This is a genomic window from Wolbachia endosymbiont (group A) of Volucella bombylans (assembly GCF_964026965.1).
Taxonomy (GTDB): domain Bacteria; phylum Pseudomonadota; class Alphaproteobacteria; order Rickettsiales; family Anaplasmataceae; genus Wolbachia; species Wolbachia pipientis.
Map to the genome: position 1 here is coordinate 1276663 of NZ_OZ034717.1, position 23655 is coordinate 1300317.

The 23655-nt window shown below is 36.0% G+C and carries 18 protein-coding genes, 1 tRNA gene and 3 pseudogenes; 15 read left to right on the plus strand and 7 right to left on the minus strand.

The features are described from left to right. The first annotated feature begins 30 nt into the window (after positions 1-30). Positions 31-915, plus strand: a complete 885-nt coding sequence (gene miaA / locus AAGD51_RS06460; RefSeq protein WP_006280293.1) for a tRNA (adenosine(37)-N6)-dimethylallyltransferase MiaA — start codon at positions 31-33, stop codon at positions 913-915. Here miaA and AAGD51_RS06465 read toward each other — a convergent pair. Beyond that, positions 912-1742 (minus strand): hypothetical protein, encoded by an 831-nt coding sequence (locus tag AAGD51_RS06465; RefSeq protein WP_236515191.1) that lies wholly within the window; start codon positions 1740-1742, stop codon positions 912-914. The two genes, miaA and AAGD51_RS06465, sit on opposite strands and share 4 nt — an antisense overlap. A 296-nt stretch (positions 1743-2038) precedes the next feature. Between AAGD51_RS06465 and recG the strand changes: the two genes are divergently transcribed. The 3 genes from recG (at position 2039) to AAGD51_RS06480 (ending at position 5367) form a co-directional block, all read left to right on the plus strand. Continuing rightward, entirely contained in the window at positions 2039-4060 is a 2022-nt protein-coding gene (gene recG / locus AAGD51_RS06470; RefSeq protein WP_209472617.1) for an ATP-dependent DNA helicase RecG, read from the plus strand. Between the two features lie 595 nt (positions 4061-4655). Next, the gene (locus AAGD51_RS06475) at positions 4656-4832 is read left to right on the plus strand and encodes a hypothetical protein (RefSeq protein ID WP_341810445.1); all 177 of its coding nucleotides are present in this window, start codon (positions 4656-4658) and stop codon (positions 4830-4832) included. A gap of 247 nt (positions 4833-5079) precedes the next feature. Continuing rightward, positions 5080-5367: a hypothetical protein gene (locus tag AAGD51_RS06480; protein WP_007549783.1), complete on the plus strand. Its 288-nt coding sequence runs from the start codon at positions 5080-5082 to the stop codon at positions 5365-5367. Positions 5368-5382: 15 nt separating this feature from the next. On the opposite strand, the gene AAGD51_RS06485 is transcribed toward AAGD51_RS06480, so the two are convergent. The 4 genes from AAGD51_RS06485 to walE1 form a co-directional block, all read right to left on the minus strand. After that, the gene (locus AAGD51_RS06485; protein WP_022626355.1) at positions 5383-5841 is read right to left on the minus strand and encodes a hypothetical protein; all 459 of its coding nucleotides are present in this window, start codon (positions 5839-5841) and stop codon (positions 5383-5385) included. A 135-nt stretch (positions 5842-5976) separates the two neighbouring features. Beyond that, positions 5977-6051: transfer RNA gene (locus AAGD51_RS06490), tRNA-Gln, on the minus strand. Further along, positions 6042-6377 carry a divalent-cation tolerance protein CutA gene (cutA, locus tag AAGD51_RS06495; RefSeq protein WP_236514290.1) on the minus strand — a complete coding sequence of 112 codons (336 nt, stop codon included), beginning with the start codon at positions 6375-6377 and terminating at the stop codon, positions 6042-6044. The genes AAGD51_RS06490 and cutA overlap by 10 nt, the downstream gene beginning before the upstream one ends. 776 nt (positions 6378-7153) lie before the next feature. Then, entirely contained in the window at positions 7154-8680 is a 1527-nt protein-coding gene (gene walE1 / locus AAGD51_RS06500) for an actin bundler (RefSeq protein ID WP_236515162.1), read from the minus strand. A gap of 155 nt (positions 8681-8835) precedes the next feature. On the opposite strand from walE1, the gene AAGD51_RS06505 reads away from it, so the two are divergent. The 9 genes and pseudogenes from AAGD51_RS06505 to AAGD51_RS06545 all read left to right on the plus strand — a co-directional run bounded on the left by AAGD51_RS06505 (position 8836) and on the right by AAGD51_RS06545 (position 19649). Beyond that, positions 8836-9051: a hypothetical protein gene (locus AAGD51_RS06505; protein ID WP_006279848.1), complete on the plus strand. Its 216-nt coding sequence runs from the start codon at positions 8836-8838 to the stop codon at positions 9049-9051. Positions 9052-9133: 82 nt separating this feature from the next. Then, positions 9134-10168, plus strand: a complete 1035-nt coding sequence (gene hflK / locus AAGD51_RS06510) for an FtsH protease activity modulator HflK (RefSeq protein ID WP_006279849.1) — start codon at positions 9134-9136, stop codon at positions 10166-10168. Between the two features lie 2 nt (positions 10169-10170). Next, the gene (hflC, locus tag AAGD51_RS06515) at positions 10171-11043 is read left to right on the plus strand and encodes a protease modulator HflC (protein WP_012673275.1); all 873 of its coding nucleotides are present in this window, start codon (positions 10171-10173) and stop codon (positions 11041-11043) included. Positions 11044-11046: 3 nt separating this feature from the next. After that, on the plus strand, positions 11047-12540 hold the full coding sequence (locus AAGD51_RS06520; RefSeq protein WP_077188355.1) for a DegQ family serine endoprotease: 1494 nt from the start codon (positions 11047-11049) through the stop codon (positions 12538-12540). A 230-nt stretch (positions 12541-12770) separates the two neighbouring features. Next, positions 12771-13499 (plus strand): annotated as a pseudogene (locus tag AAGD51_RS06525) (hypothetical protein); the annotation flags it as partial. Between the two features lie 387 nt (positions 13500-13886). After that, the gene (locus AAGD51_RS06530) at positions 13887-15392 is read left to right on the plus strand and encodes a hypothetical protein (protein WP_341810446.1); all 1506 of its coding nucleotides are present in this window, start codon (positions 13887-13889) and stop codon (positions 15390-15392) included. A gap of 293 nt (positions 15393-15685) precedes the next feature. Beyond that, entirely contained in the window at positions 15686-15880 is a 195-nt protein-coding gene (locus AAGD51_RS06535; protein WP_341810447.1) for a hypothetical protein, read from the plus strand. Positions 15881-15921: 41 nt separating this feature from the next. Further along, positions 15922-18030 carry a hypothetical protein gene (locus AAGD51_RS06540; protein ID WP_341810448.1) on the plus strand — a complete coding sequence of 703 codons (2109 nt, stop codon included), beginning with the start codon at positions 15922-15924 and terminating at the stop codon, positions 18028-18030. 236 nt (positions 18031-18266) lie between these two features. Then, positions 18267-19649, plus strand: a complete 1383-nt coding sequence (locus AAGD51_RS06545) for an IS66-like element ISWen3 family transposase (RefSeq protein WP_007548562.1) — start codon at positions 18267-18269, stop codon at positions 19647-19649. 72 nt (positions 19650-19721) lie between these two features. Here the strand turns inward: AAGD51_RS06545 and uvrB are convergent, their stop codons facing one another. Together uvrB and AAGD51_RS06555 are read right to left on the minus strand one after the other, a co-directional pair. Further along, positions 19722-21629 (minus strand): excinuclease ABC subunit UvrB, encoded by a 1908-nt coding sequence (uvrB, locus tag AAGD51_RS06550; RefSeq protein WP_236515154.1) that lies wholly within the window; start codon positions 21627-21629, stop codon positions 19722-19724. Positions 21630-22024: 395 nt separating this feature from the next. After that, positions 22025-22297, minus strand: a pseudogene (locus AAGD51_RS06555) (transposase); the annotation flags it as partial. A 133-nt stretch (positions 22298-22430) separates the two neighbouring features. Between AAGD51_RS06555 and AAGD51_RS06560 the strand changes: the two are divergent. Together AAGD51_RS06560 and AAGD51_RS06565 are read left to right on the plus strand one after the other, a co-directional pair. Then, positions 22431-23252 (plus strand): annotated as a pseudogene (locus AAGD51_RS06560) (IS982 family transposase). Positions 23253-23293: 41 nt separating this feature from the next. Continuing rightward, positions 23294-23533, plus strand: coding sequence for an IS110 family transposase (locus tag AAGD51_RS06565; RefSeq protein ID WP_265040772.1), 240 nt, complete (start codon positions 23294-23296; stop codon positions 23531-23533). The last annotated feature ends 122 nt before the right edge of the window (positions 23534-23655 follow it).

Genomic DNA, 23655 nt, shown 5'->3' on the forward strand with positions numbered 1-23655 from the left:
CTTTATCATATGTTAATTAAATTAATATAAATGAAAAATAATATAGTAATTATTACAGGAATTACGGCCTCAGGTAAATCAGAATTATGCGATAACCTGATAGAAAAATATGGAAATATTAGTATAATAAATTGTGATTCAAAGCAGGTATATGAAGAAATTCCCATAATTACTGCTCAACCACCAAAGCAAGAAGTATTTTATAAACTATATGGTTATGTTTCAGCAAAAGAAAATTATTCCGTGGGTCTATGGTTAGAAGATTTAGAAAAAGAAGTTAATCACGCATTAGAAAATGCTCAAATACCTATCATCACTGGAGGAAGCGGGCTTTACATCAGCAGTTTAATCAAAGGCTTATCATCAATGCCACAAATAAGTCAGAAAGTGAGAAAAAACGTAAGTGAGCTCAGGAAAAATTTAAGTAAAGAGGAGTTTTACAAATTAGCGCTAAGCAAAGATCCAAGGATTCAAGGTAAAGTGTTCATGAATGACTCGCACCGCCTTTCAAGGGCACTTGAAGTTATCACTGAAACTGGCAAGTCAATTTTTGTATGGCAAGAGAATAGACAGCCTCCTTTATTCAATAATTTTAAGATATATACAATTCTGCCTAAACGTGAAGATGTATACCGAAAAATAAATTCTCGTTTCATTACAATGATTGAAAATGGAGCAATTGATGAAGTAAAAAAGCTACTTAGCATGAACCTAGCCCCACATTTGCCAGCTATGAAAGCACACGGAGTGCCAGAAATTATAAAGTACTTGAAAGGTGAGATTACTTTAGACGAAGCGATACAAATTGCTCAAACAAACACAAGACACTACGCGAAACGTCAGTATACCTGGTTTAAAAAACAATTTCTAAATGCTGAAGTGATTGATTGTGCAAACAAGCTCAAGATATTTTAATTCAGGCCGTGCTCATTACTACGAATAGGGGGTTCCATATTTTCCAGATGGTCGCTTACTTCTAGTGGATCGCCTAAACCATGCTCTATTTTTATTTTAAAAAATCCAAGCCTCTCGCACAATTTCTGAAAGTATTCTTTTATAATGTCAAATAAGCTTTTATCACCTATATTATAGTCCTTCAGTCTCTCAGGAACAGTAAGTGACAAGTTACCATTTGTGTATGTTACATTTTTATCATCTTGAGACTTAAGCGTGAATTCTAGTGAGCTGGATAGATCACACACCTTGTCACCGAATGTACCGTCACTCCTTTGGAAAAATATTGGTAATGTCATATCAGATTTAACACTCACATTATTTTGGCTAACACAGTCAATACTTATCACTTTTTCAGGGCTTTCTATTATGAATGAATGCTGGCTAAGTGCACCTTGAAACTCTATATGTACACCAGCTTCATATCCTGCTTGATTACAATTGATAACTAATTCTTCCAAGATAGAGTCACTTGGAACTTCTGCCTTAGCGTATTTGAACATCTCCTTAAAAACTTTTCTTGCAAATGGGCGGTAGTCTTCATTTTTACCTTCACTTTTTGGCAGTAAACTATCATGTTCTTTGTATAGCTCGGCAATCAAATCTCTACTTATACTTTTGCCGTTAATAACAAAATCCATTCTCTGAAAATCTAAGAACGCTGTATTACCAGAATTCGCTTCAGCATTGTCTTTACCAGCTCTTAACTTGCTAAAACCAAACTTTTCTGCTTGAGCTCTTAATGTAACTACTGGGTTTTCCTTTTCTTTTGGTGTAGAGCTGTTCATCATTAATACCTTGATATAGACTGCTAATGGTATAATAACACATAAAAATGATTAATAAGTTAATAAAATACCTACTATAAGCCCTATGATAGCAAATATAGTTAGGGGTAACTTAGGCTTACCGACGATTTTAAAAACAACAAATTCGTCATTCCGTTACGTGTTAGCGGCTGAGATACCGCGAATGAATCGCGGTATAACGTTAGAGAGCTGTGCTAGCTATAGTGCATACCTGACCATAAGGTGACAAGATTTTAAAAAGGCTCTATAACAGTTTTACACATGTATGAATCTCAATGAGCAATCAGATTTTTCTAAATAGCAGGCTGGAGAATATACCTAAATTTCATTCCGCAATATTACCTAAACTTTGTGGTGGGGACAAGGTGGTGGATCTGCTGTTTTATAAGCCACTTAGTTATGTGGATAGAAGCAAGTTACTATCTGATGCTCGAGTTGGAGAATTTACAACTTTCATTGCAAAAGTTTATGAACATCAGTCGCCCACTTTTAGAGGTAGACCATATAAAATAGTCGTTGAAAGTGAGAGTCAGTATATATTCATAGTCTTTTTTAATTACTCAGTTAAGTATTTATATAAACTATTTCCAATTGGAGCGAATGTGATCATCAGTGGCAAACTCGAAAAATTTGCTGAACATTGGCAAATTACTCATCCAGATTACGTGTCGCTTGACATCAACCAATTTAAAGAAATAGCTTGCATAGAGCCAGTTTACCAATTATGCCGTGGCATTACCAATAAGCGCATTGGGAACATAATAAGCTCTAATCTAAAGGAATTGCCTGATTTACCAGAGTGGATAGATGATACATTAATCAAGCAAAAAAAATGGTTAAGTTGGAGGGAAAGCATCATAAAGTTGCACAGACCAAGCTCATTGGCGGAAGCTGAGGTTTGTAGAAAAAGGCTTGCTTATGATGAATTGTTTGCGTATCAGCTAGCGCTGAAACTTGCAAGAAAAAATCATGTGAAAGAAAGGGGAAGAGAATTTATAATATTGAGTAAATACAAAGAGCAAGTTTTAAATGAATTGTCGTTTCAATTAACAAATGATCAAACTCGTGCAATAGATGAGATCTCAGAGAGACAAAAATCCAAGTATCGCATGATAAGCTTGCTGCAAGGTGATGTTGGTAGTGGCAAAACCGTAGTTGCACTTTTTGCAATGATAAATGTGGTAGAAAACAACATGCAGGCAGCTCTAATGGCACCGACTACTATCTTGGCGGAGCAACATTATAATTGGATTGAGGAAGTTTTATCCTGTACCGATATAAAAGTTGCGCTGCTTACTGGTAAAACTTCGCGCAAGGAAAGAAAGATTATCATGAACGAACTTGCAAGTGGTGTTTTAAATATAGTGATTGGCACTCATGCACTATTTCAAGCTAACGTTACATTTAAAAATTTAGGGCTTGCAGTCATAGACGAGCAACAGCGATTTGGAGTGATGCAGAGAAATCGCTTGGTAGGAAAAGGAGAAAATGCCGATATACTTTTCGTTACTGCAACTCCCATTCCAAGAACCTTGCAGCAAGCTATGTATGGTGATGTTGAATGTTCAATTTTGAAAGAAAAACCAAAATCCAGATTGCCAATAAAAACTGTAACTATGAACATTAGTAGGGTGCCAGATGTTATTGAAAAGCTAAAAGGTGCTATAAACAGGGGCGAAAAAGCATATTGGATTTGTCCATATATAGAAGAAAACGAAGAGACCAATATTGCTGCAGCAGAGATGCGTTTTCAGGAATTACAAAAAACATTTCTTGATAAAGTCGGGATAATACACGGAAAATTGACTCAGGAGCAGAAAGATCAAGTTATGTTTTCCTTCAAAAGGAATGAATTTTCTCTGCTTGTTGCAACCACTGTGATAGAAGTTGGTATAGATGTGCCAGATGCAACCATCATGATTATAGAAAATGCAGAGCAATTTGGGTTATCACAATTGCATCAGTTAAGAGGCAGAGTAGGGCGAGGAAACAAGCCATCTTTTTGTGTATTATTATACGATAATTTAAGTAAAAGCTCATCTTCAAAGTTAAAGATCATGTGTGAGTCACAAGATGGATTTTACATTGCTGAAAGGGATATGATGCTAAGAGGCAGTGGAGATATTTTAGGCACAAAACAATCAGGATGTATGGAATTTAAATTTGCTGATTTATATCAGGACAAAGAGCTGCTCAATCTCGCGTATAATAACGCAAAAGGCGCAATGGCTGATTTTGAATTACTGCTTGATATATTTGAATATAGGAGTAGATTACATTTTTCAAAATTTCAGTAGAAAAACCAGGTAGCCCGCAGAAACAAAAAAACTTACTTGACACCCTTCGCCAACCCCCTTATCATGAAACTGAAGCTATTGTATTTGCTTTCGCCAATCTGCAGATTAAAAGGTAAGGATTACTTAATGTATCGGCGTCTTATGTTCAATTTTTTGCAGTATATAGATACTGTATGTCTTTACAAAACTTCATCTACATCTAGATTTTTATCTAAATAAGCTGAACGCGCTTATAAAGCGTTACAAGACATCAAAAAATGCCAATACTCGACAGAGATAGTAAAAGACTAGCTAACTCGGGGATTCTTTGTCTTTTTTTCTGCTTAGTAAACTTCTTAAACATTTGCAGCGTAAGTTAGTTGCAATTAAAAGCAGCTTAATCTTGCTTGTCAAGCGTTTAAAACATAAAAAACGCCAATATTTTAAAGCGGATAATAACCCCAGGGCTTCTTTTGCCTTTTTTTTCATTTGGTAAATTTCTTAATGTTTATGGCTAAACGACAACCGTCATCCCGCTGCTTGTTAGCGGGATCTCTTGTTAGCGGCTGAGATACCGCGAATGAATCGCGGTATGACGTAGATTGCTGTCATTCCAGTGCTCCTTTTTTTGTCATCCAAGCAGCCTCCTATGGTGTCATCCCAGTGCTTGACACTGGGATCCAGCATTTCATGCAATCCCATCAAGAACGTTGTATTTTACATAACACTTTTATGCTTACCAACCCAGTGTCCAATCAAAATTCCTGGATCCCAGTGTCAAGCACTGGGATGACACCATAGGGGCACTGCCGTCATAAAGGAACCAGTGTCAGCTACTTGAATGACATCATAGGGGCGCTGGCCTGACAACCGTCATCCCGCTGCTTGTTAGCGGGATCTAGAGATACCGCGAATGAATCGCGGTATGACGGTTCGTGGCGGGATGACGATAAGCTCGTCATCCCGCTGCTTGTTAGCGGAATCTGCTGTGGCGACATAAACTCAAATCATTTCAAATTTCAATCCAAAGAGGTATCATTATGTCAAACAACTTCAATTTTAAAGAATTTTTTAACCACTATGAAACAAATAGTACGTCAGATGATATACAAAGGTATTATTTGCTGTGGAAATCAGTAATAGCGCAGGCAATGATTGATGCAGCAAGTCACTGCAAAAAAACAGAAAGCTTGGTAGAAAAACGTAAGGCAATTTCTTGGTTATCAGACTTTAGTCAAGATTTTGTGCACACATGTATATTGGCTGATTGTGATCCGGTATACGTAAAAAATAAAATACAGCCAACCTTAAAAAGCCTTACTAGATAAAGCCTTTTTATATACTTAATGAGGTTTACTCCTTTTACCGAAAAAAATATAATTCAATCTCCTATCTATAGTTGCCTCTATATCTTTGATTAATAGCTGCTTTATCATGTTTACTTTTCGCTTTGCATCTTGAGCTTGACGCTCATTGTTACCACTGTTATTGCTGTAATTATTCTTATCACTATAACTACTGCCACTTGGTTTGCTACTGTTACTGAACTCACTACCCTTTTTTCTTCTTGTGTTGAGTATCTGTATTATCTTTTCCTTTAAAAAGGACTTCCAGCCTGTGCCAAGTAATAATTTATAGAGAAAATGCGGAGTAAGAAACGCCACTAATATTCGAATAGAAATTCCGTAACCGAGATCTTCCCTATTTTCATAATACCACTTGCAATATTGAAACAAACGGTAAAACGCATTTTTGAAAGAGCAAAATTCTACAGCATACCAAAAACCATTGCTGAGAAACATGAGCACAATGCTGAATGTGTAAAGATACATTGTGAAGAGAAACAGTTTCACAATTATATCTTTGAGACTACCTAATATATAATTCAATAATCTTAATTTATAGAAAAGTGATATCATTTCACACCCACTTCAATATGGCTGGGGTGGAAGGATTCGAACCTTCGCGTGGCGGTATCAAAAACCGCTGCCTTACCACTTGGCTACACCCCAATACTACTTACATCAATAACACTATTAGCCCAATTAGTAAAAGATTTATTTGCTTGTTCTATGGGCATCACAGCAATAGCTGGCTGATCATAAGAATGCATTGCTTCGATTTTTTCTACAATTTTATCAACTTGATCATTCCTGCTCTTCATAATTGCCACTACTTCACAACTATTACTAATTTTACCTTCCCATAAATACAGAGAATTCACTTCGGGAAATATATTTACACATACAATTAATTTCTCGTTTAACAATTCTTCAGAAACAGTTTTAGCCTCCTCAAAATTTGAAAAAGTTGTATAAACCAAAACTAAATTATTCATTAGTAGCTACATAAATGCATTGCTACTATACTCTACCGAGATTTATTCATCAAGAGAAAATAACGCCAGCGCGTACTGTATGAACATTTGTTTGCAAAGGTAGTATGTTAAGTGTTATAGCTAGTTTGCCTCAAACGTAAAGGTGTCATCCCAGTGCCCCTGTGATGTCATTCCAGTGCTTGACACTGGAATCCAGTTTTCCATATAATCTCATCGAAAACGTTGTAACCACTTTCTATGCTAGTTTGCTTGTAAACAAGCAAACTTTCCTGGATCCCAGTGGGCTTTGTTGCATCGCTAGCTATGATGGATTAAAGATAAAAAAGATAGGGAATATCAGTAGCTTATTATTCTGGTATTTATAACAAGAACGGTCAATGAATACCTAAATTTGAGTAAAAGAAATTTCACTACCATTTACCAATCCGGCTAAAATTCAAGAATTTCAATGCTTTAGCTATTTTCAATAGAATTAAATTTATTAATATAAATAACAAATTACTATTCTTAAATTTGATCAGATTGATTGCAAAAAAACAAGATTTTCAATAAGTTGCTTATAATCCTAATTATAGTTAGCCTTTCATAAGTAGCGATGCAACAAAGCCATCCCAGTGTCAGCTACTCGGATGACACCTTTCCTAGCAGAGAAATCACAATGTTCATACGGTTGTACGCATACCGCTGGGATCTAGGATTTTTCTATAGTTTAAAAACAAAAAAAGGACGTTACTCATTGAGTAACATCCTTTTGGAGAAGGTAGAAGTTTTACTTATTACACTGTTCCTGGAGTTGCTGTAGCTCTTGAGTTGACAGGTTCTGCACTAGGTTGATCTAGAGATGCGCGTCGTTTTGCCAACTTTTCTTCGAGTTCTCTGTCAAATTCTTCTTTTAAAGGAAGAACTTGTTTTCTTGTTAGCGTAGAAGAACCAGAACCCATTCCACTATCAGTAGAATTACTGTGAGTGAGAGTTCTGTTACTCAAACTATCCAGGTTTTGCTCCACAATAGGATCACTGAGAACATCTTCACTGAAAGAACTTTGTCCATTTAAGTTAGTCAATGAGGCGCTTCTAGGTAGTTCTGGTGGAGCAACTGGAGTAAGCTTAGGAGTTAAGCTACTAGATGAATTGCTTCTACGGACTGTTGCAAAGTTCTGAGAATCTGAATCAGAGACAGTAGCAGTACTTTCAGTTCCTATAGAATTTAGTGAATTGCTTTTTGACAAGCTGTTAGATTGTTCAGAGCCTTTTCTTCCCAGTGAAGAGAATGATGATGACACAGACCTAGTTAAACTTTTGACAGAAGGCCTGTTAGCTTTTTTCTCTGCTCTGTCAAACATATTGCTTACGCTTGAGTACAAATGATTTTCTCTACATTCTTTAATAACCTTCTTAATTTCATCGTGATGTTCAGAGAAAACACTGTCGATGAAATAACTACCTTTAGGTAATGACCTTTGTGTTAACAAGTTATGCAAGCTTTTTTCATTTAAATTATTAATGAATTCTTTCTGTACTTGCCATCCAGAAGTATGTTCAATCTCCCCTGATTTTGCCTTCTCTGCCATTTTTAAATCAATTTCTGACGATATTCCAGAAAGTATATTTTTCACTAACCCAGAATTATTTCCTTTATCAGCAAAAATTGCTTTCATATCATTTCTTATTTCGTCAGATTTCTTAATTGCATCTGGAGTAAACCTTTTTACCTTATCTAAATAGTCCGTCTCACCAGATGCCTTATGGAACTTATTTGCCACTCCTTCGCCTACAAAACTAGCGCCTTTTTTCAGTGAATCTACTGAATGTTCATAACCTTCTTTCACCTTATCTTTAACATGCATAGCACCATCTCTAACTTTTCCGGCAGCGTATGTTGATGCGTCCTTAACTTTCCCAGCAGTATATTTCGCCCCATCAACTGTTTTTTCTGCTGACCACTTGAGCCCTTTATATCCAGATTGAACTGCTTTTACAGCGACTTTTACAGCGAAATATAAAGCAAGACCAACTATAGCACCCGGTATAGCAAGTGTTGCACCAACTGCCAAAAGTGGTAGTACTGCCGTAAATAACCCACTTGCTGTACTTACTACAAGAATCTTATCTCCTTGTTTCATCTTAGAGAATTCTGTATCTCCTTTTAACAGGTCAGTCATTCTTTCTTTTAGCTTCTTGTGATCATTAGCAATATCTGAATTTGATAGATTTTGCATAGTTTTATTCAAATCAAGACTACCTTCTTGTTGTAGGCCTATTTCAGTTTCAACAGAATTTAAACTTTTTTTATTAGGTAACATTTTTAACCTCACTATTAATTAAATATATTATAATTGTATTCCTTGATTCTTAAGTTAGTGTTAAATTGATTGCCAGTATTTATTTGTCTTCAAATAATTTCGCTTGACGTGTTTTTTGATAGTGTGGAAAATTAGGTCAAGAAGCTGCAGCATTTATGAAGTATAGAAAAAGAACACTCATCTTTTTGGCTGTTATAACTTTAATAATAATAGCTTTACTATTTAGGTATAATTCCCATTTTCACAAAGACGTAGTGCACTTAAAGAGTGACAACAAAGAATTCAAAAAAAAGCCAGAAAATTCCATAGAGTCGACCATATTACATAGAGAAAAGGAAGTGTACGATCATGTTTTCCATCCTGATGATTAATTTGTAAATAAAATAGCAATTTATGTTTGCATTTTCTTATTAAAGAAGTAATATTAGCGTATTAATTATAGAATCAATCATTATGTTTGATGATAATAATCCTTGGAATCTGGGAAAGAAACCGGTAGGGAACAAAACTCCTAATAATGAAGATATTTTAAGTAAAGCTGTATCTGATATAAGGTTCTTTCTTAATGGATTAACCAGAAACAGGGGCAAAAAACCTTATTTCATCATTTTCATTATTTTGCTGTTCTATGCTTGCACTGGCTTTTATATTGTCCATCCTAGTGAAGAAAGTATAGAACTTACCTTTGGTAAATATTCTAATACAGAAACACCTGGTTTGCGTTATCACTTCCCCTACCCTATTGGCAAGGTTTTTAAAGTGAACGTTAAGGAAGTAAATCGTGAAGAAATTGGGGTAAGTAGTTCTTATGGGCGAGATACAGATCGCGGTGAAGGCGTGATGCTAACTGGAGATGAAAATATAGTCAACGTTAACTTCGAGGTTCAATGGCGCGTTAGAGATGCTAAGGACTATTTATTCAAAGTGCGGGATTACAAACCCGGTTTCAGTGTTAAAAATGCTGCTGAAAGTGCCATGAGAGAAATAATAGGTAAAAACACGATCTCTTTTGCACTTGGTCAAGGCAGACCAGAAATTTCTAGAGATACTAGAATTCTATTGCAGCAGATTCTTGATGGATACCAAATGGGCATAGAGATTTTATCTGTTCAAATGAAAAAAATTGATCCACCAGAAAAAGTAATCAGTTCGTTTAGAGATGTACAAAGTGCTCGTGCAGACAAAGAGCGTACTATAAACGAAGCATATGCTTATAATAATGATATTATACCTCGAGCAAAGGGTGAAGCGATAAAGATAAAATTAGATGCACAAGCATATGAAAATGAAGTAATAAATGAAGCAAAAGGTAATGCAAATCGCTTTTTATCTCTTTATGAGGAATATAGACAGAATCCTTCTCTCGTTAAGAATCGTATTTATCTTGAAACTATGGAAAATATTTTCAGTAAGGTAGACAAAGTTGTTGTAACTGATGATCTGAAAGGTATGTTTTCTTATTTACCTCTTACAAATTTAGGAAAATAACCATGAGTAGTAATATTAAAATTGTTTTTGTTTCTGTATTTGTTGTTTTATTGATTGTTTTATCTAATTCAATATTTGTTGTGCAAGAAACAAAGCAAGCAATAGTTATACAACTGGGTAAAGTTGTAAGGGATGTTAGGGAAAGTGGCTTATATTTTAAGTTACCATTCATAAATAGTGTAGAGTTTCTTGATAAAAGAGTTTTAGATTTAAGTCCTGATAAGATCCCAAGGGAAGTGATAACAGCGGATCAAAAACGTATTATAGTAGATGCGTATGCAAAATATAAAATAACAAATCCTGTTACTTTTTACCAGGCTGTGAGGAATGAATCAGGTCTGGTTAGAAGATTATATCCGGTTATAGAAGCTCACATAAGAGAAAATATAGGCAGATTTTCGTTGATTAGCTTGTTGAATGAAAAAAGATCAGAGGTTATGCAATTGATTCAGCGTGGAGTTTATTCTGAAGCTGAAAAATTTGGCATAGAAATAATAGACGTAAGAATTAAGAGAGCAGATTTACCAGAAGAAAATAGTTCTGCAATATTTCGCCGTATGCAAACTGAAAGGGAAAAAGAAGCAAAAGAAATCAGAGCAGAAGGAGAGCAAGCTGGGCAGGAAGTTAGATCAAAAGCTGATAAATTAAAAAGGGAAATTATCTCCAGTGCAGTAAAAGAATCGTACGAAATAAGGGGCCGTGGTTATGCTGAAGCAACTAGAATTTATAATGAGGCATTTAAGGTTGATGAAGAGTTCTTTAACTTTTATCGCTCTATGAGCGCTTACAGTAAATCATTTGCCGAAAATAATACTAAATTTGTACTTTCACCAAACAATAACTTTTTAGATATTTTAAATAAAGGATGGAAATAATTTATGAAAAGTAAGGCATTTATTTTATCTATATTTGCATATTTTCTAATTGCGTTTTCTTCGTATGCTAATATGTTTGATTGGAATGCAAAAAAGGTCGTTGATGCTAGCACTACTGCATGCAACTGTAATCAAGGACTTGCCGATTTAGTGGAAGAACTCATTCCTGCGGTTGTAAATATTTCAAGCGAACAAATCATCAAACAAGAAAATAACAGCAGAACTAGAGTTCCATCTATGCCAGGAAATAATTTTTTTGATGATTTTAGAGAGTTTTTTGAGCATTTTGATCAGTTTTTTATGGATAGGGGCCCTAGTGTTAACAAAGAGGTGGTGTTGCTTGGTTCTGGGTTTATTATAGATAAAGGTGGAACTATAGTAACCAATTATCACGTTATTAAAAACGCCAAAGATATCACAGTTACTATGAACGATAATACTTATTTCAAAGCAGAAGTTTTAGGCTATGATGCAAGAACTGATCTTGCTGTGCTTAAGATTAATTCTGATAAAGATCTTTCTTCTGTTGCATTTGGTGATTCTGATAAAGCAAGGGTTGGTGATACGGTTATGGCAATAGGTAACCCATTTGGTTTGGGTGGCTCTGTAAGCACAGGAATTATATCTGCAAGGTCCAGGGACATTAGTATTGGCACTATGAATGAATTTATTCAAACTGATGCTGCAATTAATAGGGGTAACTCTGGAGGACCGTTATTTGATTTAAATGGAAAAGTTATAGGTATTAATACTGCTATCTATTCTCCATCTGAGTCTGGCGGCAACGTGGGTATAGGTTTTGCCATACCATCTAATTTAGCTATGTCAATTATTGACACATTAAAAAGTGGCAAAAAAATAAAACATGGTTGGCTTGGTGTGCAAGTTCAGCCTATAACGAAAGAATTTGCTGAGTCCTTGGGTTTAAAAGATATAAAAGGCGCATTGGTTGCAAGTATAGTAAAGGATAGTCCTGCAGAAAAAGGTGGGATTAAAGTAGGTGATATATTATTAGAATTTGACGGTAAAAAAATCGATAGAATGACACAATTACCTCAAATGGTTTCAAGAGCTGGACCTGAGAAAAAAGTGCAAGTTAAGTTACTTAGAAAGAGCAAAGAGGTTAATATTAAAGTTGTGATCGGAGAATCTACAAATGATGGCCAAGATAACAATCAAGAAGAAAATAAATCAACATCTGATTATGTAACCGGTTTAACTGTTTCAAATCTGCCAAAAGAATCAAAAGAAAGTAAAAATAATGTACCTACAAAAGGTGTGATAGTTACCAATGTAGATAGTAACAGTAATGCCACGCTGCGTGGTATTAAAAAAGGGGACATCATTATCCAATTGGATGGAACTGATATAGAAAATACTAACGATTTTCAAAAACAAGTTGATTTAGCAGTAAAGAAAAACGGTAAAGATTCAATAATGTTGCTCATTTACCGCAATGGAAATCAATTTTTCGCTTCAATAAAGTTAAAGAAGTAATTTTATTCACTAAATTTACAAAACAGTAGTGTTGTAAGCTCGCTACTGTAACACTTCAATCTTATAAAATAAATAAAAATCTACACTAGATTTCTTGCATAACCATATAAAAAATCAAAGGATGTCATTCCAGTGTCAGCTACTTGCATGACGCCGTCATAAAGGAACCAGTGTCGGCCACTTGGATAACACCATAGGGGTTACTTGGGTGATACTATAGGAGGTCTAACATGAACTTTCTAAAATTCATTGAACTGTGCTTTCAAACAGTGGTGCCGGGATGTGAGTATAATGATTATCAGTACATAAAAGTCATAGCAGACAGGCTGGAAGCAGCGAATGCTGGCGAAGTAAGGCGCATAATATTCAATATGCCTCCGCGTTCAATGAAGTCCATATGTATGAGTGTTGCGTGGCCCGCATGGATACTGGGAAATCAGCCAACTGCAAGAATAATAGTTGCAAGTTATTCTAAGTTGCTTAGTGAAAAACATTCGCTCGATACCAGGTGCATAATGCAATCTGATTGGTATAAAGAACTATTTCCAGAGGTAGAACTATCCAAAGACCAGAACACTAAATATAAATTCCAAACAGTGCAGAGAGGATTTAGAATCGCAACATCAGTTGGAGGAACATTAACCGGTGAAGGTGGTGACTTTATTATTGTGGATGATCCGCTTAACCCTGCTCAAACTTTGAGTGAAACATTTAGAAAACGTGCCACAAACTGGTTCGATCAGACTTTAGTAACGAGACTCAACGATAGAAAAAAAGGAGTAATTGTGCTTGTGATGCATAGGCTCCACCTGGAAGACTTAACTGGGCACCTCTTATCTAAGCCAAAAAACATATGGCATCACATTTGTTTGCCAATGATTTCTGAAAATAAGGAGGTTATTTATTCAATTAATAACCATACTGGTGTCATTCCAACCCCCCCTCCTGTCATCCCAGTGCCCAGACACTTGTATCTTGTATCTGGGATCTCGTTCCTTAACTTTATAGTGTAAATTATTTCAAATTGTGTCTAGCTGCAAGTATAATAATTTCCATTTATAGGTAAAGTATGTTGCAAATGTTATGCCAAAGAGTATAATAAAATCTATATCAAATACTTTACAAGAAAAAGTGGGATAGAGGCAAAAGCAAATATTAATAAGGATAATTTAAGAAAAGCGCATGCTAGAGTTTGAAGAAGCAGTAAAAATAAAAAATATTATTGAAAGGTTAAATAGCACATGATATAATATATATATAGTGTAAAAATGTAAATAATTTTATTGACATCTTTACATTAATAGTTCTTAAATATTTAGTACTGTAGAATTAAATTATTAAGTTTTATGAAGGAAGTAAAAATGGTGGAAAGCTTTTCAGATAATAATAAAGATAGTAATTTTATTGAGGGAGCAAAAATAATGGAAAATTTTTCAGATAATAACGGAAACGGTAGCTCGATCTTCCAAGGAAAAATCAGGGAGCAAGATTTCTCTGCAGAGCAGAAGTCAAATGAACTAAAAGCAGCCATAGAGGAGCTCACCATACAAGATTTGCTCAGGAGGCTCGAGTGTGAGCGTCAGGCTTCTAGTTGTATCGATGAAATATCATCTCAAGCAGAGCTACATATCGGAAAAGGTGATGATGAGGATTACTTCACTGGTGAAAAAGGAAGAGTACTCGGAGATTTCTGGAATTTCTTTGAATCTCTCTTCAACCTTTTTGAAGTAGATGTAGATGATCCGAAAATCTACCAAATGCTCAAGGAGAAGAAAGAAAAAAATTGGCTTCTTTCGATAATTAAGTTTTTGCGTGATAAGCTTAAGGAGTTAATCAAGAAGATTTTTGCACGCGATTTAAGTTTCGATCAGAGGTTGGACAAAGAGATAAAAGAATTACAAGAGAAATTAGGCAGTGGTGAGTTATCAGAAGAAGAGTTTGCAAGGGCGTTAGAAAGATTAACTGCATTGCAAGATCTGAAACTCAGGTTACAAATGGCTGTTGTCGGATGGATTGTTACAATGTTCGCAGAAATGTTTGGAGTTGAGTTGGCGGCTGCGGTAGAGGCATCTACAGAAAAAGAAGATAAAAAAGCAGAAAAAACATCATTAAAGGAAGAAGCAATTAAAGAAGTTCATAAAGACGTAGAAATCAAGGTAGATGAAAGAGAAAAGCCTAAAGTGCCAGTTTTCCTTTTTGAAATTTCACCAGGATTTGTAAGGCCAATTCCTCTGAGCAAACCAGAGCTTGATCTTTTGTCGAATTCTCTGAAAGATCGAGTGCCTTTTGTGCAAACACATGATAGAGGTAAGGAGGATATTGAGAATTTGCCAAAACAAGAAGTAAATAAAGAAGACAAAAAAGCGAAGCCGAAGAAAGGGGTGTGTCCACCTGATCCAAAGACTGCAACGAATACGACGGGGAAGGTACAAAATCGGAGAGTGCAAAGATGCGATAGTGATTGGCAAATAAGAAAAAACCTAGAGACCCACGGAAGCACTCCAAGCCGGCCTGCTCAAAGCTCTATTTCCAGCAAAGAAGCTTCGAATCAATCTGCTGAGAGTTCTATTCCTAGCGGAAGTGCTTCAGGACAATCTGCTCGGGAATCTGCTTCTAACAGAGAAGTCCCAGAGCAATCTAATCAAGCTAACAGAAGAGCTCCGAATCAATCTGTCAAAAGTTCTGTTGCTGATTATGAATACGATTTTACAGTTGGTGTTTGGAATGATGCTGAGAATGAAGGTTCTGTAAGTAATGCTCAGCCAGCAAGCGAATGTAGTAATGTAAAAGTTAATAATCATGTGGATTCAATGGGAAAGGCACCAGAAAGAGCACCATCAAGGGGATACTAGTGTAGCTTTAGATGACAAAAAGACTAGATCCCAGTGTCTGGGCACTGGGATGACACCCTTCTTAGTTGGGATGCCATTCTATGTTAGAATGGCTACTAAGGCGACAAGAAAAAGGAATTTTACTCTTTTTGGTACCTCTTTCTTGTCATTCCAGCGCGTGACGCTGGAATCTAGAAAACTGAATTTTATGAAAAAGAGTGAATAAAATTTTTTAAAAAAAAATATAAAAAAGTGCTTGCACTTAATTTTATTTTTAGTATATTAATTACATAATATTTTTACTGGAGGGCAATATGCTAAATGATAATGGTAAGGAAAGGTTCAAGGGAGAAAAAGAATGGGATGAGCGGAATAAGGGACCAGGTGGTGGACAATTGCTGGGAGTTAAAGGAGCAAGGCTTGATGATCATCGTGAAAAAGCCAAGGAGATAGAAGAAAGGAGGCGTCAGTCTGAGCAAAAAAATAATCCCGGTGGTCCTAGACGTTAAGTAAAGAGTAGCTGTTGTAATTTAAAAATGGGGAGGTTGGTATGCCTAATACAAAAACAGTAAGAGCATTGGTTAGTGCTTTTAATGTACATAATTATGCTCGTAATACAGTTAAAACTAATTTTACGCTGCAAAGCAGGTACGGGAAGGACTGTATCGTAGTCTCATTTGATAAAGGTATGGAGGATTATCAGTGTAGCGAATATCTTTACAATATAAAAAGGAAGATAGTAGGTGAGTTCTACGGTATTGAAGAAGGAGATACGGATGAGGTAGTGTTAAATACAGCCAAGTTAATTTTTGATGTTAAATCTTTTCCATTTAACGACTATAAAGGAGACTGGTCTGTAGGTAAACAAGGTAGGATTGAGTTTGTAGCACCTATAGATCAAGGTGTAATTTTTAATTTGAAGTCTCATTTGGCTTCTTCACTTGTAAAGGATGTTTTAGAAGATATGCCAACTTGTAGCATAGTTACTAACTCATTCAACAAGGAAAAATATTTGTGTCATTCTAAATTTCCTAATAAAAAATTACGCAAGGAATTTGAGCGTGAGTTTTTATCAAGGATGAGGGAAAGATATGAGAATGCTCCTAAGAACCCTCTGGGGGGTGGAGACAATAGTGTATATATCAGGGACGTTTTTGATGACGCTCGTTTTATTGATAGTGTAACACGGCGTGCCGCATGGCTTATAGGCCGTGATCTTCAAGCTGATAGCAAAAGTCGTAGTGATGTAAGGGCATTTAAAGATTTGATAATAGAAGTTCTTGATCCATCAACACGTGTGGTGACAAGTGCCTTTTTGTGTGCCTCTCCTTTGAATAGAGAGGAAACCTCAATTCTTATACCTGTTATACTAAGTAATAGAGGAACTAGGTTTTTAACAAAGGAAGAAGCACGTGATATAAATCATAAATTTAATAATCCTGTACTTGATGATATGAGTGATAAAACTCAAGCAACATTCAAAGTAAATGGAAGCAGTGGGGTATATGGCATAGACTTTTCTAATAAAGAAATTTCTCACTGTATGATAACTAAAATTATAGAAAGCTCTGTAATCAATGCAAAACATGAACTGTCCATTGACCATGAGCTTCCTCGAACGCTATTAGCTGAAGCATCACCGACACGGGAGTTTCCCAAGCGAAGTCGTGGTGAAGGGTTAGAGAAGCATCCCAGGCGAAGATCAAAAAAAGAGGAAGAAACAGAGCCTTTTCGGGGGGTGCTGGGGGAAATAGATCCAAGTCAATCCACTTGTGATCAATCACAGCTATCTTTAGGTGCTTATGAAAGTATGCTAATAGAGATTCGGGGTCAGCAAGTGAGATATAGGCCATCATCGATTCCTTCTCCTAGAGCATGGGATAATTCAATATTCTTAAATCCTGGGGTTTCTAATGAGGAACCTGAAAAACAGCAAGTTACTGATAAAAGTGATCGAAAAAGTAGTGATGAGTGTTCTGAAGCAAAGTCACAAGAGAGTGAATCTCCGGAGAAGAAACATGGGGGTGGTCCTTTGTGTAGTAATTCGTTTATAGGTAGTGTGTGGTCAAAACTAAAAGGCAATGTGCTACCTTCTCTTGAGCGAAATAACAGAGAACGTAGTTCGGTGTGTTCGATATCTTCGAGTGTAAGTGCTCCTGTAACTCCTGTAACTGAAAAACCACCTGTGTCTAAGTCATCTTCTTCATTCCCAGGTAGAATAAGAGCAGAAAGTAATCCACCCTCAGAAGTGACTTCTCCTACGCATGAAGGTGGATCAGAGTGGCAACAACGTCTTAATCCTGATCAGAGAGAGGAACTACACCCATTTCTTTCTCCTGAGGAACAAAAGAAGCTAGACTCCAACTCTTTCTCCCCTGGGAAGGAGCAGCATTTATATTTGACGCGTACTCCTGAGGGGAAAAGGGAGCTAAGCAGATCTCTATGTGAGAGTGAAGAATCACAGTTACGGCGACTTGCAGAAGCACAGTTATCGTCACCTGATAACTCTAGTTCTAAAAAAGTTGATAGAGATAGTGGTTTTTGTTCTATGGGTTCTCCTGCTGCGCAACATAAGGGAAGTGTCCCTTCAAAGGAAAGTGTCCCTTCAGAGGTTAAAGAGTGTGAGGTAGAGCCTGTATCAGAGGCTTTGAGAAAATAAATTTAGGTTTTTAGATATCCACCCAAGTGTTTTATTAGGGTTGGAGCCAAAATCCCTGACCCTGAAAGCACTGGTGTTAATTTTTCTCATCCATTGCAGATATTGCACGGTACTAAATATTTAAAAAGTATTAATATAAAGATATCAATAAAATTATTGTATCCGTTCAGCGGAGTGGCAGAATAAGGTAGACAAGGTGATCTAAAAAGATAATCATAGAGCAAAAGTGAAATAATATGGTAAACCTTTTAGAACTTTGCAAAAATTTACAGCAAAAAATAGAAAGGTTAGAAGCAAAAATAGAAAGATTGGAAAAAGAGAATGAAAGTTTAAAAGCAGAAAATAAGGCTTTAAAGATAGAAAATGCTGAGTTAAGAGAAAGACTCGGTTTAAGCTCAAAAAATTCATCAATACCAAGTTCCAAAGAGTTGTATAAAATAAAAAAGAATAAGCCGAAAAGCGAAAGGAATATTGGCGGTCAGGTTGGTCATAAAGGAAGTTTTCGCGCCAACATGGATGCAGATAAAGTAGTAAAGATAGAGTTGCCTAATACTTGCGAATGCGGAGGAGAAATTGCAATATGTGAAAAACCATATATTCATCAGAAAGTTGATCTTCCAGAAATCAAGCCTTATGTAGTGGAATATCAGTTAGAACATGGCCGTTGTCGGAGATGCGGAAAGAGAAGAAGTAGCAAGTTACCGGAAGGTGTTACGCCAGATACATTTGGTCCAAGGGTTAAGTCAATAATTGCAGCGTTCAGCGGATTCTACAAAAATTCAAAACGCGAAATAGCGAGTGTCGTAAATGATATCTTCAATTTGAACATAAGCGTCGGTAGCATATCAAATAGTGAACATAGAGTTGCTTCAAAATGCAAAAAAATGTATGAGCAGATCGAACAAGAGATAAGTAGGAGTAAAGTTCTACATATTGATGAAACGAGCCATTATAACAAAGGTAAACTCGCTTGGTGTTGGATGTTTGCAAGCAATACGGCAAGTTTTGTAAAATTTACAGAGTCAAGAGGAATGAAAGTTTTACAAAATAGTAAATTCTGCAATCGCAATAGCTTGGTAATAACTGACAGGTATGCAGCATACAATTATTTTGCCGATAAAAACAGGCAAATCTGTTGGGCACATTTATCAAGAGATTTTGAAAGATTAGCACATAGTTGGAATATTGAAGTTAAAGTTCTGGGTTGTTACTTGAGAAACGTGGCCACTGAATTATTTGCACTAAAAAAAGCTTTACTAAAAAGTGAGATAGATGTTTTGAGGTTTGTCAGACGTGCCAGAAAATTAAGAAAACGTACAAAGTATTACTTGAAGGAGATATCTCGTTTACCTGAAGCAATTGGAGCCTCTCGAGTTGCAAAAAATGTTCTGAGATCTGAAAGAATGATGTGGAAATTTTTAGATGACCCAGAAAATATTCCGCTGACAAATAACCACGCTGAACGGCAAATTCGGCATTATGTCGTTTATCGCAAAAACTCATATTTTACACAATCAAAGCGGGGAAATACATTCCTTGAGCGGATAATTTCATTATACTTAACTTGGAAACAAAGGGGTCTCAATCCTTTCCAAAATCTCCTATCTATTGTTTCTTAAACCACTCTCCTGAACGGATACAAATTATTTACATTTTTATACTATGCACATTACATCATGTGTTATTTAACCTTACAATAATTTTTTTATTCTTGCTGCTTCTTCAAATTCTAAATTTTCAGCATGCTCTATCATTTGCTTTCTCAAATCATCCTTATTAGTATTTACTTTCGGTTCTGCTATTGCCCTCTCCTGTAAGGTGTTTGATATAGGTTTTATTATAGTCTTTGGGACAATATTGTGCAATATATTATGTTCTTCTTGTTTTTTTCTTCTTCTTTCGGTCTCTTTTAACGCACGATCCAGAGAACCAGTGATTTTATCTGCATACAAAATTACTCTACCTTCAGCATTACGCGCAGCACGACCGATCGTTTGAATTAATGAAGTTTCCGATCGCAAAAATCCTTCTTTATCAGCATCCAAAATTGCAACCAACCCACACTCTGGAATATCAAGACCTTCCCTCAGCAAGTTAACACCTACTAAAACATCGATTTCTTTAGATCTTAATTTACATATAATTTCTATTCTCTCCAGCGCACCAATATCAGAATGCAAATAACTCACTTTCATATTCAATTCACTCATATATTCAGCTAAATTTTCAGCCATTTTTTTCGTCAATGTAGTGATTAAAACACAAAATCCCTTCCCTATTGTCACTTGTGCCTCATGAATTACATCATCAATTTGACTCTCTATTGGTTTTACAATGCAGATTGGGTCCGTAAGCCCTGTTGGACGGATAACTTGCTCTATAAATACATTACTGGTCTTTGCCAACTCATACTTTCCTGGAGTGGCTGAAATGTAAACAGTCTGCGGCCTAACTCCCTCCCACTCTTCAAATTTTAATGGACGATTATCAAAAGCGGAAGGGAGCCTGAAGCCATAGTCAATCAATTTCTTTTTACGCGCCTCATTACCACTGTACATCGCACCAACCTGAGGAACGGTGACATGACTCTCATCAACAAATAAAATTACTTCTTTGGGTAAATATTCAAACAAAGTAGGCGGTGGATCCCCAGCTTCCATTCCATAGAGATAACGCGAATAATTTTCAATACCTTTACATATTCCTGTTGTTCTCATCATTTCGATATCAAAATTAGTGCGTTGCTCGAGGCGCTTTGCTTCAACAATCTTGTTTTGCGAGTAGTAATAATCCAAGCGTTCATGCAGCTCTTTTTTGACTAGTTCAATTGCCTGCAACAAAGCCTCACGCGGGGTTATGTAATAGCTATTTGGAAAAATGGTGATTTTATTTACGCCTTTGGTAACATTGCCCGTTATAGCATCAACTTCAGAAATTTCTTCTATTTCATCGCCAAATAACGATAAACGCCAAGCTTTATTTTCATAATGGGAAGGAAATATATCAACAATATCGCCGCGCACTCTGAAATATCCTCTCTCAAACCTGGCATCAGAGCGCTTGTATTGAAGATCAGTTAAGTTGCTCAGGAAATCATTAATACGAATTTTATTTCCAACACTAAGCGGTATGATCATGCTGCGGTAGCTCTCAGGCGAACCAAGACCGTATATGCAGGAAACACTGGCAACTACGATCGTATCCCTGCGCTCCAAAAGGGAGCAGACGGTGGAATAACGCAGCATCTCAATTCTTTCGTTAATTGCAGAATCTTTTTCGATATAAGTATCAGTTTGTGGTAAATAGGCTTCAGGTTGATAATAATCATAATAAGAAATGAAGTATTCAACAGCATTATGGGGAAACAATCCTTTCATTTCCTCATAAAGCTGTGCTGCTAAAGTTTTATTGTGTGCCATAATTAATGCAGGCCTGTTTGTCCTTGCAATAACATTTGCCATAGTAAAAGTTTTCCCAGAACCAGTAACTCCAAGCAAAACCTGATCTCTTTTATTGCTATTTAGCCCTGCAATTAAGCTATCGATTGCCTGTGGTTGATCCCCAGCCGGTTGAAAATGTGTAGCGATTTGAAATTCCATAGACTTTACTTACTATCTTTGATTCATTGTATAGTAAACACTATATTGCTTTTAAGATAAGTTGTATAGCTATCGTAAAGCCATAAAACATTAACCAACAATGTCATGCAAGTAGCTGACACTGGAATCTTGTTTCAATGTTAAACAAAATACCATAGAATTCAAGAAGACAATTCCTAAAAAATCCCTACATCCAAAAAAAGGCAAAATGCTGCTTGAATAAGCTAAATTTTTTTAGATGCAAAAACAATAAAACATAGTTGATACTAAAGTTATAGTACTCCTATGACAACGTTACAAAAATTAAGGAAATGGATAGCTCTGATCAATTGGAATAGTATTTTCAGGTACCGGTGGTCAATATGACATTTTTAAAATAAAGATTTAGAACCTGTTTAAAATCTTCTCAATAGAAGAGAAATGAAGGAAAGAACGACCATTTGTAGGCTAGTGTTAAGTTTTCGCTCGCAATTTTTCCACAATCGTCTGCATTTTTCTAACCAAGCGAAAGATCGCTCTACAACCCATCTTTGTGGCAATACAGCAAAGGAATGTAATTCACTTCGTTTTATTACTTCTACAGTTGCTCCAATAATCGTTTTTATTTGAGTTGCAAAATTTTCTCCTGTATAACCTGCATCGACCAGTATATTTTTAACTTCCGAGAGGTTTTCTTTTGCGCTTTCAACCATTCTCACAGCACTGCTAACCCCAGTTGTAAATTAGAAAAAATAGAAAAGGTAAGGAAATAGGGTAAACTCCGAGGTATTTGATATTCATTCCTAAAATAGGAGGTTACCAATGAAAGAGAAAGTAACAGAAATCTTTTGTATAGTCGATGATTTTTGCAATACAGTCGATGAAAATTTTGCAGAAAAACTTCTACCAAGTGGCAAAAAACCAACCAGGACGCCAGAGATTACGCATTCAGAGATTTTTACCATAATATTGCTATATCAAGTGCGACAATTTTAAAATTTTCTATGTGCATTATTTGAAATTATTATACGAATCAGCGTTTCCAAAATTGCCATCCTATAGTAGGTTTATCAGGCTAAAATCGCGGGTTTTATGGTATTTAGCGCTCTTAATGCAATGGTTTTGCGAACAGTCAAAAGTGACAGGGATTTCGTACATAGATGCAACATCTATCGCTGTTTGCCATCCAAAAAGGACCTCGAGAAACAAAGTTTTCAAAGGGTTGGCAAAGATTGGAAAGACTACTTATGGGTGGTTTTTCGGTACATCTAGTAATCAATGAAACTGGCGAAATTCAAGGGGTTACGGTGATAAAAGGCAACGTTGATACCTGTGCCAAATTTAACTAAGAAATTGACTGGATTATTGTTTGGAGATAAAGGATATATCAAAAAAGATCTTTTTCACGAATTATTCGATAGAGGGTTAAAGCTTGTAACCAGTATAAAAAAGGGTATGAAAAACTCATTAATGGCGCTAAATGAGAAGATTTTGTTAAGAAAAAGATCGATTATTGAGACAGTTTTTGGCTCTCTGAAAAACAAATTTGAGATTGAGCATACTCGCCACAGATCACCGATAAATTTTTTGGTACACATTTTTTCTACGCTTGTTTCATATTCCATGCAGCCGCTGCATTTCTAAGCTTTACTTCGTTGGCTAATCCGCAACTGGGGTATATAGGGTTGACACCAAGGCAATATTCTTCTGGAGAAGTTGATCGGCATGGCAGCATATCAAAGATGGGACCAGCGGAATGTAGAAGTATGTTATATGAAGCTGCACAAACAATGCTTACAGTTACCAAGAGGACATTTAAATTAAAAAACTGGGGTTGCGAAGAAAAAAGGAATGAAAAAAGCAATTGTAGCAGTAGCAAGAAAATTAGCTGTATAGCCTTTCTTATAATAGTCCGAATGCGATAAGATATGTGTTTATGGCTATAGCAGGCCAGTAGCATATTACGGTCTGTTCGGATTATTGTAAAAAGAGCTATAATTATGCATAGGATGTTGGTTGATAAAACAGAATTTTATTATCAATAAAC

Coding starts and splice junctions, on each gene's coding strand:
- AAGD51_RS06535 (WP_341810447.1), top strand. CDS start 15,686: ATGCTAAATGATAATGGTAAGGAAAGGTTCAAGGGAGAAAAAGAATGG.
- AAGD51_RS06485 (WP_022626355.1), bottom strand. CDS start 5,841: ATGTTTCTCAGCAATGGTTTTTGGTATGCTGTAGAATTTTGCTCTTTC.
- AAGD51_RS06545 (WP_007548562.1), top strand. CDS start 18,267: ATGGTAAACCTTTTAGAACTTTGCAAAAATTTACAGCAAAAAATAGAA.
- AAGD51_RS06505 (WP_006279848.1), top strand. CDS start 8,836: ATGAAGTATAGAAAAAGAACACTCATCTTTTTGGCTGTTATAACTTTA.
- AAGD51_RS06480 (WP_007549783.1), top strand. CDS start 5,080: ATGTCAAACAACTTCAATTTTAAAGAATTTTTTAACCACTATGAAACA.
- miaA (WP_006280293.1), top strand. CDS start 31: ATGAAAAATAATATAGTAATTATTACAGGAATTACGGCCTCAGGTAAA.
- cutA (WP_236514290.1), bottom strand. CDS start 6,377: ATGAATAATTTAGTTTTGGTTTATACAACTTTTTCAAATTTTGAGGAG.
- AAGD51_RS06540 (WP_341810448.1), top strand. CDS start 15,922: ATGCCTAATACAAAAACAGTAAGAGCATTGGTTAGTGCTTTTAATGTA.
- walE1 (WP_236515162.1), bottom strand. CDS start 8,680: ATGTTACCTAATAAAAAAAGTTTAAATTCTGTTGAAACTGAAATAGGC.
- hflK (WP_006279849.1), top strand. CDS start 9,134: ATGTTTGATGATAATAATCCTTGGAATCTGGGAAAGAAACCGGTAGGG.
- AAGD51_RS06465 (WP_236515191.1), bottom strand. CDS start 1,742: ATGAACAGCTCTACACCAAAAGAAAAGGAAAACCCAGTAGTTACATTA.
- uvrB (WP_236515154.1), bottom strand. CDS start 21,629: ATGGAATTTCAAATCGCTACACATTTTCAACCGGCTGGGGATCAACCA.
- recG (WP_209472617.1), top strand. CDS start 2,039: ATGAGCAATCAGATTTTTCTAAATAGCAGGCTGGAGAATATACCTAAA.
- AAGD51_RS06530 (WP_341810446.1), top strand. CDS start 13,887: ATGAAGGAAGTAAAAATGGTGGAAAGCTTTTCAGATAATAATAAAGAT.
- AAGD51_RS06520 (WP_077188355.1), top strand. CDS start 11,047: ATGAAAAGTAAGGCATTTATTTTATCTATATTTGCATATTTTCTAATT.
- hflC (WP_012673275.1), top strand. CDS start 10,171: ATGAGTAGTAATATTAAAATTGTTTTTGTTTCTGTATTTGTTGTTTTA.